The sequence below is a fragment of the Paenibacillus sp. FSL L8-0708 genome (assembly GCF_038009325.1).
GTDB lineage: Bacteria > Bacillota > Bacilli > Paenibacillales > Paenibacillaceae > Paenibacillus_AQ > Paenibacillus_AQ odorifer.
The window spans coordinates 5,701,507-5,714,764 of record NZ_JBBPBC010000001.1 but is presented as its reverse complement, the minus strand read 5'-3'; the positions used below and the strand labels follow the sequence as shown (position 1 = coordinate 5,714,764).

General features: G+C 51.2%; 10 protein-coding genes. All 10 read left to right on the top strand.

The features are described 5' to 3' along the window. Positions 1 to 145 precede the first annotated feature (145 nt). The 10 genes from NYE58_RS27115 to NYE58_RS27070 all read left to right on the top strand — a co-directional run bounded on the left by NYE58_RS27115 (position 146) and on the right by NYE58_RS27070 (position 13,230). Positions 146 to 1,954 carry a cache domain-containing sensor histidine kinase gene (locus NYE58_RS27115; RefSeq protein WP_341003488.1) on the top strand — a complete coding sequence of 603 codons (1,809 nt, stop codon included), beginning with the start codon at positions 146 to 148 and terminating at the stop codon, positions 1,952 to 1,954. 3 nt (positions 1,955 to 1,957) lie between these two features. After that, positions 1,958 to 3,589 carry a response regulator gene (locus NYE58_RS27110; protein ID WP_341003487.1) on the top strand — a complete coding sequence of 544 codons (1,632 nt, stop codon included), beginning with the start codon at positions 1,958 to 1,960 and terminating at the stop codon, positions 3,587 to 3,589. A gap of 172 nt (positions 3,590 to 3,761) precedes the next feature. Further along, the gene (locus NYE58_RS27105) at positions 3,762 to 5,144 is read left to right on the top strand and encodes an ABC transporter substrate-binding protein (protein ID WP_036683312.1); all 1,383 of its coding nucleotides are present in this window, start codon (positions 3,762 to 3,764) and stop codon (positions 5,142 to 5,144) included. Between the two features lie 104 nt (positions 5,145 to 5,248). Further along, entirely contained in the window at positions 5,249 to 6,151 is a 903-nt protein-coding gene (locus NYE58_RS27100) for a carbohydrate ABC transporter permease (RefSeq protein ID WP_036683309.1), read from the top strand. A gap of 14 nt (positions 6,152 to 6,165) precedes the next feature. Beyond that, positions 6,166 to 7,002 carry a carbohydrate ABC transporter permease gene (locus NYE58_RS27095; RefSeq protein ID WP_036683306.1) on the top strand — a complete coding sequence of 279 codons (837 nt, stop codon included), beginning with the start codon at positions 6,166 to 6,168 and terminating at the stop codon, positions 7,000 to 7,002. Positions 7,003 to 7,058: 56 nt separating this feature from the next. Then, the gene (locus NYE58_RS27090; protein ID WP_139331059.1) at positions 7,059 to 8,069 is read left to right on the top strand and encodes a glycoside hydrolase family 130 protein; all 1,011 of its coding nucleotides are present in this window, start codon (positions 7,059 to 7,061) and stop codon (positions 8,067 to 8,069) included. A gap of 381 nt (positions 8,070 to 8,450) precedes the next feature. Further along, positions 8,451 to 9,749 carry a glycosyl hydrolase family 28 protein gene (locus tag NYE58_RS27085; protein ID WP_341003485.1) on the top strand — a complete coding sequence of 433 codons (1,299 nt, stop codon included), beginning with the start codon at positions 8,451 to 8,453 and terminating at the stop codon, positions 9,747 to 9,749. Between the two features lie 128 nt (positions 9,750 to 9,877). Then, positions 9,878 to 10,408, top strand: coding sequence for a carbohydrate-binding protein (locus tag NYE58_RS27080; protein WP_341003484.1), 531 nt, complete (start codon positions 9,878 to 9,880; stop codon positions 10,406 to 10,408). A gap of 88 nt (positions 10,409 to 10,496) precedes the next feature. Further along, entirely contained in the window at positions 10,497 to 10,955 is a 459-nt protein-coding gene (locus NYE58_RS27075) for a TIGR00366 family protein (protein WP_248549335.1), read from the top strand. Positions 10,956 to 11,307: 352 nt separating this feature from the next. Continuing rightward, on the top strand, positions 11,308 to 13,230 hold the full coding sequence (locus NYE58_RS27070; RefSeq protein WP_076191835.1) for a BglG family transcription antiterminator: 1,923 nt from the start codon (positions 11,308 to 11,310) through the stop codon (positions 13,228 to 13,230). Positions 13,231 to 13,258: the final 28 nt, after the last annotated feature.

Genomic DNA, 13,258 nt, shown 5'->3' with positions numbered 1-13,258 from the left:
CGGAGGGCCCCCTGCCTATTGATAATAAGGGACGGAATCCGCTAAATAATCATGCCCTGTCTTGACACCGGACTGGAGCAGCCATATGGTACAAGTGACAAGAACATACAAACATAGGGAGATACATGCTCAAGAAGGGGGAACTATGAATACATTCACAGCCTATGGCCGTAAGATCCGGCAGCAGATCGCCGGCAGGTATTACCGGATATCCATCAAACAGAGGATTCTGTTTTCGTTCATCGTGCTGATTACGCTGTCCATCGGTGCAATGGGCAGCTTCTCGTATTGGATTGCCGCGCAGGAGATCGAGGATAATGCCTACGCCGGCAGCCGGGAGACCGTAAGCAAGACGGCACAGCTGCTGGATTCCCGCCTGAATGATGTGGCGCTGTCTGTGCAGTCCCTGATGCTGAGCGATGCGTACCGCAAGATGATGCTCGATGTGTTCAGCCATGATGTGTCGAATTACTATGTCCATCTGTCGGATCTGCAATATGTGCTCTCCCAGGTAACGTTCAATCAGCCGATCATCGAAAACGTGCTGATCGTTACCCCGATTGGCGATTTCTATTCCACTACGCAGATCCGGGCGCAGGACAACTCGTTCTACGGCTCGGAATTATATGATCTGAGCAAGGAGCGGCCGGGCGGCTACTGGGCCAAAGGACATTATGACCGGTTGTTCACGGGCAGCCAGCGGGTGGTCTCTTTCGTAGTCCGGGGGATTTTTGAATACCCTTACACGCCGATCAGCAATGTATTTATTGTGGTCAATATCAGGGAGAGCCGGTTAGATGAGCTGCTGAATACAGGCGGAGAACAAGCAGGGAGAAATTATTATCTGGTGAGCGGGGAAGGAGAGGCGGTGGTGGAGTCCCGCTGGCCGTTCCGGGGCAGGTTCCCCTGGAAGCCGGTGCTTGCCGAAGCCGGGAAAGCGGCTGATCCGCAGGACCACTACTACAGCTATGGCGGCAAGGAGTATCTGGTTAATTATACAAGCTCAGCGGTATCACCCGACTGGATCATCTCCGGCATGCAGTCGCGGGACCAGCTGCTGGGCAAGCTGCAGCGGGTGCAGCGCATTACCCTCTATGTCATCGTTGTTTTCCTGCTGGTCACCTGGCTGATCTCCAACCAGCTGACATCTGTGCTGCTGAAGCCCCTGTTCAAGCTGCGGCGGCTGATGCGCAGAGTCGAAGAGAACCAGCTCAGCGTGGTGTATGAGAGCCGTTATGAGGACGAGGTTGCCCAGGTGGGCTTTCAGTTCAACCGGATGATGTCAGAGATTAAGACGCTGATCGCGGATGTGAAGACCAAGGAGGAGGACAAGCGGCATGCAGAGATCCGCGCGCTTACGGCCCAGATGGAGCCGCACTTTCTGTACAATACACTCAATACCATCTATTGCAAATCGGTCATGGGGGAGAATGACGATGTAAATGAGATGATCCTGTCGTTGTCGCAGATGTTCCAGATCGGGCTCAGCGGCGGCAAGGATCTGATTACCCTTGCGGATGAGTTGTCCCACGTGCGGCAGTATTTCGCTATTCAGCAGAAATGCTATGAAGGTCTGTTCGAATACACGGTGACGGTAGAGGATGAGGCACTGCTTACCTGTCTGATGCCCAAGATTATCCTGCAGCCGGTGGTGGAGAACAGCATCCAGCATGGATTCAGCGACCGGACTATAGGAGGCAGGATAGACATCACGGTCAGCCGGGAGCAGGGGCTGCTGCATATTTGCATTACCGACAATGGACGGGGACTTGATGCTGTACGGGTCAAGCAGGGGATGCTCAGTGCTCCGCAGTCGAGGAAAGGTTATGCCCTGTTCAACATCAGGCACCGGCTGGCGCTGTATTACGGGGACGAAGCCCGTATGGATGTGGGCGGCGAGCCAAGTAAGGGATCATGGACGGATCTGTGGATTCCCTCAGAAGAGGAGAGATGAAGGATGGACCGGAAGCTGGAGCTGGAAAAGTTCAAATTATGTGTAATCGACGATATTAAAAGTGTGGTGGAGATGGTCTCGAGCAAGCCGCCATGGCAGGAGCACGGTATTGAGGTAGTCGGTACAGCGCTGGACGGTGAAGCGGGGCTGCAGATTATCCGCGAGACCCGGCCGGACATTGTGCTGACTGATATCCGGATGCCAAGAATGGACGGTCTGCAGATGACCCGGGCGATTCTGGAGGAACTGCCGGACTGCAAGATTATTATCCTCAGCGCCTACTCGGAGTTTTCTTATGCCCAGGAAGCCATCCGACTAGGGGCGCTTGATTTCGTCAAGAAGCCCTTTTCCCTGGACGAGATTGTGCAGGCTGTGCTGAAGGCCAGGGAGTTGTGCCGGGAGGAGCGTCAGGAGACCACCAGACTTGCTGTGATGGAGGCCAAAATTAGAGAAAGTCTACCTATTCTCCGCCAGGAATATCTCATCTTCCTGCTGCACCACCAGACGACAGAATCGGATGCACGTTCCCGCTGGGCCTATCTCGATATCCCTCTGGACCAGCATGATTTCTTCGTATTTGTCGCCGAAATCGATCATTTCACGGAGAAGTTGAGCGGCCAGCCTGTGCAGGAGGTCGAGCTGCTGCGGTTCAGCCTGCATAATATTCTCGAAGAGACGATTTCCGCCTGGACCCGCGGCGTCATTATCCGGGAGGCGACAGACCGGTACGTCTGCATCATGAACGGCTCGGACCCGGATACGGCGGCGCTGGTTACGGAGACCTGCTGCACGAATGTAAGCCGATTCTCCAGGCATACGCTTTCCATTGGCGTGGGGCTGGGCGCAGCGGCGATCCAGGAGCTGGGTGTAGCGTACAGGCAGGCGATTAGCGCGCTGGGTTATCATTTCTACACCGGAGGAAACGGGGTCTACATTTACAGCAATATTGAGAATAAACCGCTCGCACTTCACAGCTACTCCGCCGCCGTTGAGCAGGAGTTACTGTTCGCCCTGCGTTCCGGCAATTCTGCCAAAAGCCTGCAGATGCTCGATCAACTATTCGCGGAGCTGCTGGACAGCGGGCTTTTGCCTGAGCCGCGTTATGTGGAAAGCGTCAGCTATGAGCTGGGCTACAGGATCTGCCGGGTCCTGCTGGAGCAGTTCCCCTACGGGCAGGTGGAGCCGCTGGAGCACAGGATTGCCGTCTTGAAGAACCGGGTGCATCCTTCCCTGCAGGATATCCGGGACCTGCTGTCCGGGCTGTGCCGGGAGGCCTGTGCGCTGGTTACGGAGGCCCGTTCCCTGGAGTCCACGCGGATTATCCGCCAGGCCGCCGCTTATATCGATAGCCATCTGGATACGGGGCTGTCGCTGGAGCAGGTGGCGAAGCAGATTAACCTCAGCCAGGGGTATTTCTCCAACCTGTTCAAGAAGGTGCAGGGGATTTCGTTTCAGCAGTATGTGATGCACGAGAAGATGGAGAAGGCTAAGGCGATGCTGATCAGCGGCCGGCAGGTTCAGGAGATCGCCCAGGATCTCGGGTATGAGCACAGGCGCTATTTCAGCGAGGTGTTCAAGAAATATACCGGAATGACCCCGTCCGAGTTCAAACTGCATTATCTTGGAAAAGAATAAAAATGCGCAGGGGAGGCATGTCCGCAGGGCGGAGGTGGCCTCCCTTCACTGTATAAAGCTCCTGCAGAAATCTGCCCTTAAAGTGGGCTTACCCGCCTTATCCGGATGCGCCAATCCGTCTATAATCAGGTTGTAAGCGAATACAACAGGGATATATAAGGGGGAACTACCAATGATGAAGCGTATGCTAATAACATCTCTGAGCCTGGTCCTGGCACTTGGACTGACAGCCTGCGGCAACGGTAACGGTGGCAATGCTGCAGAAGGTAAGGGAGACGGGAAGACAGGCGGTTCGGGGGACAAGACCAAAATCAGCTACTGGACCGGCGACCGTCATGATGCGGATTTCGTGAAGGACAAGGTAGCCGAGTTCAACGCAACCAATACTGACGGGATTGAGGTGGAGCTGGTCGTCAAGGGCGACGACTTCGATACCGCACTCGATCTGTCCTTCCAGACCTCCGATGCGCCGGATGTAATCCGGGTGAAGGAGAATACCATCCAGACCTTCTACAAAAAAGGCTTTCTCGCTCCCATTGACGAGTTCCTCACCGATGAGCTGAAGACGAAATTCCCGGTCATGCCGGATCTGAATGAATTTGACGGCAAGCGTTACAGTCTGCCGAATTATGGAACAACCATGCGTCTAGTATACAACAAGGATCTGTTCGCCAAAGCAGGCGTTGAGCATCCGCCAGCTACCCTGCAGGAGCTGGTGGATACCGCCAAAAAATTGACGGAAGCCGGTAAAGCGGACGGCGCTTACGGCTTCGCCCAGAACTTCAAAAGCCCCGGAAGCGCGTTTGCGCGTTCGGCGCGGGTGATTGCGGAGATGAGCGGCTACGGCGGTTTCGGGTATGATTTCAAGACGGCCCGCTACGATTTCAGCGGCTTCGAGTCGATCATCAATGCCTTTAAGCAGATCCGGGACAACGGCAGCATGCTGCCGGGTGTGGAATCGCTGGATATTGATCCGCTGCGGGCGCAGTTTGCAGAGGGCAAAATCGGAATGTATATGTCCTACTCCTCGGAGCCGGGCGTCTACAAGAATCAGTTCCCGGCCAAGATTGACTGGGCAGCCGCTCCGGTTCCGACCATCGACGGCACCGTGAAGGGGGCTTCGGGCTTCCTCGGGGGCCAGTGGCTGGCGCTGAGTTCGAAGTCGGAGCACAAAGGAGCAGCCTGGAAGTTCATGGAGTTCATGTACGGCGATCAGGTGCTGACGGATTATCAGGAAAAAGGCTTTGGCATCTCCATGGTTCCATCCGTCAGCGCAGTAGCCAAGACACCGGATGTGAACGGCATTGAAGGCTTCCTGCCGAACAAGCACGATGGAGTGTGGCCGGTCTATCCGTCTGTAGCACCGGAAGGGATGAAATCGGATGACGCCTTCTTCAAGTATATGCTGAACGGCGGCGATCTGAAGGCAATTATCGCCGATCTGAACAAACGCTATAACACTGCACTGGACAGCGTGATTGCGAATGATGGCGTGAAGGCCGAGCCGGATGCCGGCTTTGACCCCGCCGCATTGGGCGGCAAGTTCGCCAAGTAGATGGAAGGTCAGGGATAGAGATATAGGCCAAAGCAGAGGGATGAGGAAGCAGCTTTCCCATCCCTCTGCTCTGGCCGCAAGGGAGAGGAGCCGGAAGAAACCAGATGAACAAAACAAAACAAGCCTTATTTTCATACAGCTTTATCTTTCCAAGTGCCTTGCTCACGTTGGTCCTCGGGATTTATCCGATTGCCTGGGCGTTCCGCTATATGTTCTATGATTACAAAGGGTTCGGAACGGCCCGGTTTACCGGGCTGGCCAATTTCAGCCGCATCCTGAAGGATACCCAGTTCTGGGATTCGGTGGTGAACACGTTTGTCTATGCAGGCGGCAAGCTGCTGATCACTATTCCGCTGGCTCTGCTGCTGGCCTCCATATTGAATCGGGGGCTGCGGGGCAGACAGCTGCTGCGGGGGATTTTCTTCATGCCGACCGTCATCAGTACCGCCGTAATGGCCGTAGTCTTCTTCACGATCTTTAACTCGTATAACGGGATTCTCAACCAGTTCCTGATCCGTTCGGGCCTTTCCGATTCCGGTGTGGACTGGCTGGGGCCGAAATATGCCATGCTCACCGTCATTTTGGTTGCGGCTTGGGGGGCGGTCGGCAATTACATGCTGCTCTTCCTCGCCGGTCTGCAGAATATCCCGGAGGATGTTTATGAAGCCTCTTCCCTGGACGGAGCAGGCAGACTCCAGCAGTTCCGCTATGTCACCCTGCCGATGCTCGGGCCTGTCATGCAGATGGTCATTATGCTGGCGATCATTACAGCTTTGAAGGGATACGAGAGCATTATGGTGCTGACCGAAGGCGGTCCTGTAGGCAAGACAGAGGTGATGTTCCTGTATTTGTACAAATTATTTTTCCCTGTCGGCGGAGGCAGCGCGGCGGTCCAGGTCCAAGAGTTCGGATACGGCAGTGCGGTCGCCTTCGTGTCTGCGGTCATCGTCGGGATCATATCGCTCATTTATTTCTACGCATCCAGACGTATGAATCAGACCGATTGAGGAGAGAGGCTATTATGAGAATAAGAACCATACTGGGCAATATCATCCTGTGGATTTTTTTGCTGGCATTTGCTTTTATCACCCTGATTCCGGTTGTTATCACCATTCTCGGCTCCTTCAAGACAAATGCCGAACTGACTGCGGGAGCCACCTTCCTGCCGGATAGCTGGCATTTCTCGAACTATGCCGAAGCCTGGGCACAGGCGAATTTCTCCAGATATACGCTGAACAGCCTGATTGTCTCTCTGGCGGCGGTGGTTGGCACGCTGCTGGTATCATCCATGGCGGCTTATGTGGTGGACCGGATGGATTTTGCAGGCAAGAAACTGTATATCGGCCTGCAATCCTTCACTATGTTCGTGGCAGTAGGGGCGGTCGTGCTGCGTCCGCAGTTTGATCTGATGGTCAAGCTTCATCTGCACAGCAGCCTGTGGGGGGTCATATTGATTCTGATCTCCGCCCATGCTTCGATCTTCTTCATTCTGTCCAGCTTCATGAAGGGGATTCCCCGTGAGCTGGATGAGGCGGCGCTGATGGACGGCAGCTCCCCCGGCCGCACCTTCTGGCGAATTATTCTGCCGTTGCTCGGACCTGGACTCGGCGTAGGTGCGCTGTTCACCTTCCGCGGCGCGTGGAATGAATATCTGCTGCCACTCGTGTTCACGATGACGAAGCCGGAGCTGCAGACGCTGACTGTCGGGCTGGCGAACCTGAAATACGGGATTTCGGCCGCTTCCCAGACCCACTATATGATGGCAGGCGCCTGCTTGTCCATTCTGCCGATTCTCGTAGCCTATCTGTTCGCCAACAAATCCTTCATGCAGATGACAGCCGGTTCCCTCAAAGGGTAGCGGTCCGGCCCTGCGCAACCCATATTCCATATTTAACATTCAAGGAGGTACACCCCATGACTCAACACGCTCCGGCAATTCTGCAATCTGCCCCGTTCATCCGGCGGTATCCGGGCAATCCTGTGCTGGATGCAACGAAGGTTCCTTACCCCACCGCACTGGTATTCAATGCCGGTGTAACGAAATTTAACGGCAAGTATGTGATGATCTTCCGTAATGATTACGGCTCACTGGTAGATCAGACGCTTGAGCCGCACCACACCACGGATCTCGGCATTGCTTACAGTGACGACGGGCTGAGCTGGACCGCCGGCCCGAAGCCAGTGTTCAAAATTCATGACGAGGAAATTATCCGCGCCTACGACCCGCGCCTGACCGTGATCGGCGGCCGTTGTTATATGTGTTTTGCCGTGGATACGCACCATGGCATCCGCGGCGGAATTGCCGTTACCGATGATCTGGAGCACTTCGAGGTGCTCAGCCTGTCTACACCGGACCTGCGCAATATGGTACTGTTTCCCGAGTTGATCGGCGGCAAGTATGTCCGGCTGGAGCGTCCCTTCACGGTATACAGCCGCGGCGGCCGGGACCGCTTCGATGCCTGGATCTCCGAGTCGCCGGACCTGAAGCATTGGGGCAACTCCAGCCTACTGCTCGCCGTCGAGCAGGTGCCGTTTGCCAATGACAAGGTTGGCCCGGCCGCACCTCCGGTCCGGACGGATAAGGGCTGGCTGACCACCTTCCATGCGGTGGATGTGGACCCGGCCAGAGGCAAGCAAGGTTGGGAGGACACCTGGAAGAAGCGCTATACCGCCGGAATTATGCTGCTGGATCTGGAGGACCCCCGCAGGGTGATCGGCATGAGCAGGCAGCCGCTGCTGGCACCGGAGACAGACTATGAGATTGGCGGGGGCTTCCGCAATCATGTGATTTTTCCGGGAGGGATGATTCTGGAGGATGACGGCGAGGTCAAGATCTATTACGGCTCTGCGGATACGGTGGAATGTCTGGCAACGGCCCATGTGGACGATCTGCTCCGGCTCTGTCTGGAGCCGGAGCATAGATAAGATTGGAAGCAGGCTGAGGGCGGAAATGCGGAGTAACAGTAGGGCCATGTGCCATGATTGGAGCGGCTTGCGCGGAGATTGTGCATGAAGTGCAACAATGCTAAATCAATAGCAGCGACCGTGGGGAGATTGTGCATAAAATGCAACAATACAGCTCAGTAGTAGCGACCAACGCAGAAATTCTGCACAAGGTGAACAAAACCGGGGCCGTATTTTAAAAGGAAACTTTGCTGATGCAGAAAAGGTTAGTATTACTCTGCCACTTCCGAAGCTGAACAGGAATATGTCGACTTTATGAAAAGAGTAATAGAGCATCACTGGTGAAATCATTATTCACTGATGACAGAGTATTTTCTGAAGATATGAAAGAGGTGTTTATTTATGCTAAAAAGGTTAAAACTATTAAGTTTAATTGTTTGTATGCTCGCCAGTCTTTTAGCTGTCGTTCCTTTGACAGCAAGAGCGGCGGGCACAATTGTAAGCTATCCATTACCATCGATCTATACCACGACCAGTCAATACACGGTAACAGCAGACTCTACAAATATACCGGTAATCGACACTTCGGCGGTATTTGTAAACTATAATTATTGTAATTTCTCTTTTTCAGGTACTACTACAATCACAATAACAGCAAGCGAGACAATCAATACCTATAATATTTCTCCCAAAGCTTTGGGAATCACCGCAACAAAGAGCGGAAATACACTTACATTTACACTTTCATCACCAACATATCTTATAGTTAAAATCAATAACCTGAAAGATCTGGTTATTGCGGCAGATGCTCTTGAAACCAATGTTCCGGCTTCATCCGGTACAGGTATATACAATGTTAAAACCGGGTACGGTGCCGACAGTACCGGTGCCGCTATGGCTACAACTGCAATACAAAACGCCATAAATGCGGCTAACGCAGCAGGTGGCGGTATAGTATACGTTCCAGCCGGTGTTTATAAGTGCGGAAACCTTGTTTTAAAAAGCAATGTTTCGGTTTATCTGGAGGGTGGTTCTGTTATAAGGGGTTCAGGAAATCCAAGCGATTACACTACCCATTTTCATAAGAATTCTCTGGGTAAGGATGGAACATGGTTTATTTATACTGAAACAAATGCAAACAATATTAAGATATACGGCAGGGGGACTATTGACGGCAATGGCCATTATATGAGAAATACAAACAATTATTTGAACAATATTCTTGTACCCTTGCAGTGCAGCAACTTCACGGTTGACGGCATAACAATAAGAGACAGCGGTGGCTGGGCTACAATAGTTACAAGATCTAATAACGTAACATTCCAGAATACAAAGCACTTCAACAACAATGAACTTGATTATGAAAATGATGCAATCGACATTCAAGAGAGCCAGAATGTACTCATAAAGCACACTGTAGCAGTATCGGAGGATGACACATACTCATTTAAGACATGGGATGTAGAAACTACGGATATAGCTGCAAACTGGCCTGGAAGTCCTGAAAGCCAGTCAAATGTAGTTGTGGATGATGCTTTGGCTTGGAGCAGATGTGGAGCATTTAAGGTTGGAGATGGAGTGAAACAGCTTCAGGATGGCATAGTTGTTAAAAACTCTTATGTATACCGGTGCTGGCGTGCTTTAGCAGTAGGTCATCTTTATGGAACCCAGCAGCACAAAACATCATATTTGACAATATAGATGTAGAAGGCTTCTGGCCAAGATCCGGTGTTCACTCCAGATGGTTTGATCTTTCTGCGAAAACCGGTCCGATAAAAAATGTGGTCTATAATAATATAAATTTACGCGCTTTAGGTGAAGTTTCAATAATGAAGGGTTGGAGTGACACATCTACTGTCTCCGGAGTTACATTAAACAATGTTCGCGTCGGTGGAGTTGCGGCAACTACATTGGCAGAATTGAAAATAACAGATACTAACAGCTATGCTGCAGCTCCAAAATTCAACACATTGAAATTTGAAGCGGAAGGCTATAACCTTAGTTCAGGTGTTATTTCCTATGAGGCAAGCACTGATGGTGGGCTGGATGTTGGTGGAGGGAGTAATGGCGACTATATAGCATTTAAAAATGTAGATTTTGGTAGTACAGCTAAAACAAGTATTGATTTGAAGGTTGCATCCGCTAATTCCGGCGGAAGAATAGAATTCCACTTGGACAGTCCTACGGGCACTATGCTGGGTTATTGGACAGCAGAAAGCACAGGCGGATGGCAGACATGGTCAGTCAAGAATATCCCGCTTAATGCCGGGACCGCTGTAGGGACCCATACCGTATATGTAACTTTTGTTAAGTCAGATTCAACCACAGTTGCAAATTTAACCTGGTTCCAGTTCAAATAGAATGGAAACGGTTTGATTTAATTGCAATAAGATGGATCTAGCTATTGTTGTGGCAGAATCGCCGAATTGAGGCCTTTTTAATGCCAAGATGAAATATAACTCACACTACGCTGCCGTGATCATCGGTTTGGCCCGGGGGATCCTCGTCGTTGCAGAGAACGGGATGATTATCGATACCATTTTGAATGGCCTGGCTACTATGCTTAAGGGTTTGCCGAATTACTTGTTCACCACCATCATGCTGGTCGTGCATAATATTATTACGTTCTTGGTTCCTTCTTCATCAGGAGAGGCGGCCTTGACGATGCCTGTGCTTGCACCATTAGGCGATCTTGTGGGTGTTAACCGCGAAGCGGTAGTAACCGCATACCAATTTGGAAATGGATTAACGAATCTCATTTCGCCAACAGGCGGTGTGCTGCTGGCAGGTTTGGCCATCGCCCGGATCAATTTTGGACAATGGTTAAAGGTAATACTCAAGCTGTTTCCGATTCTTTGGCTGGTGGCGGCAATCTTTGCCGCAGTTTCCTCAGCTGTGGGCATGTAGTGGATAACATATTGCAAAGCCATGCGGGATTTCCCGCAGAAGATAATCAAAATCCCAAGGTCATACTGACCTTGGGATTTTTGATTAGTAAAAGATACTTCTGGTTCCAACCTACATATTGATCCTATTCCCCTCACATCACACTCTCCTCGTTGTTGTATATTTCCTCCTGATTTGTGGCCACAAATAATGTATGCTAAGAATTTAATCCGTTATTTTCCTATCCGTCAGTTTCTGCCGTTCCAAACAGCAGAATACAAACTGTTCAGAAGATAACGCTTCCACGTATGATGTATTCATAACCAGCTGAGTGCTTCATCCGATACTAGTATCACAAATGAGGGAATTTAAGGTGAGAGAATATACGATTGTTAATATTTTATATACCCGCAAGAGTCCTGTGCGCATGAGTGAGCTGATTGCCGAAGTGGGGTTGTCCGAACGGACTCTCCGTGACGTGATCCGTGCACTCGACAAAACAGGAGAGGCGAATGGTTTCGGTATCCGTATGATCCGCGGCCAGGGTTATCTACTGGAGATTGGCGATGAAGCCAAATTCAGTAGCTACCAAGAAAAAGGAATGCTGCAGCTGGATCAGGTGGATCTCGATAATAAGCAATCACGCCAGCAGTATTTACTATTCTATCTCTTGCAGAACGATAGCTATCAGTCTATGGATAACATGGCGGAAGAAATCGGCGTTAGCCGTTCTACTATTATTTCCGATCTGAAGGAAGTAGAGCAGCGACTTGCCGCTTTCCGGCTTAGCTTGAAACGCCGGGCTCATTATGGCATGAAAATCGAGGGGGAAGAGCAAGACTTCCGTAAAGCCTTTTCTTACTTTATCTTGCAATCGGGTCATACGCTGCAGCATACGGAGGATTTTCATGCTTTTAGTCAGGACTTCGATGCTGAGCAGCTTAAGGGATTTCTACTGCAAATCCTCAAGGAAAAAGAACTGAAGATCTCGGATGTGTTTCTGGATAATATCTTGACCCATCTGTTCATTCTTCTTTACAGAGTTTCCAAGCACAATTTCATTGTGGCTGGACAAGCCTTGCAGGGAACACCTGAGCCGCTGTATCAGGATATTGCCGGGAGTATTGCAGATTTCATCTCCTCTCAATACCAGATTAAGCTTCCGGCGGATGAGATTGATTATTTGGCGCTGCACATTTCTGGCAAGACCATTATGGAACGGATGTCGGAAGAGACCAAATCGCATCTGCGGGAGGGAATCACGGCTATTCTGGAGCGCTTGGACCGCGAGTTCCTTACTGGATTCACTCAAGATCAAGAGCTGCGCGAAGCACTGCTATTGCATATGTTCCCGCTGCTGAACCGGTTGTATTACAATCTTCAGCTCGGCAACCCATTGGTGGAGGATGTTTACAGCCAGTATGCCAATGTGTTCGTCATTTCCTTCCGCTTCGCTGAGATTGTAGAGGAGCAGTACGGGTTTCGGATGTCGCGCGATGAGGCAGGGTATGTCGCGTTGCATTTTGCCACCCATCTGGAACGGATGCAGCAGCGCAATCTGGAGAAGTTCAAGCGGATTGCCGTGATCTGCTCGACGGGAGGGGGCAGTGCCCAGTTAATCCGGCTGAAGCTGGAAGCGGTATTCCCCAAAGCGTCGGTGATCACAGCCTCCATCACGGAGGTGGAGGAGATCAGCAGCAAGCCTGTGGATCTGATCCTCTCTACTGTGCCGCTGGCAACAGAGATTAAGGAAAAACCGGTGATCCATATCAAACAGCTGCTGGATGATCAAGAGATTCAGCGGATCAAAGAAATATTGTCTTTGCAGATTAATCGCACAGAACCGTCCTACAAGCTGATGGATTTCAAGGATTTGTTCCGCAGGGAGCTGTTTCATCTGTCTGGTTCGGACGAAGATTACATGGAGCTGTTAAAGCAGCGCTGCCGGGAGATCGTGGGCAATCATTATGCAGCTGACGATTTTCCCGAACAAGTGCTGCTCAGAGAGCAGAAATTCACCACCATTTACAAAAATGGGGTGGCCGGCCCGCATCCGATGCGGATGAGCGCGATCCGCGACTGTATCAGTGTAACCGTGTTGAAGAAACCGCTGATCTATGAGGGTAAGCCGGTCCAATTGATTTTTCTGATCAATCTGGGTCCGGGGCAGTTATTCCTGCACAAAGAGATCAGCAAGCTGCTACTGGTTCTAATGGAGAAGGAAGACAGCCGTAACCGGCTGCTAAACACGAATAGTTATGAGCAATTTATGAATGAGATAGAGAACCTACTATAAATAAAATGACGATACGGAGTGGAGAACC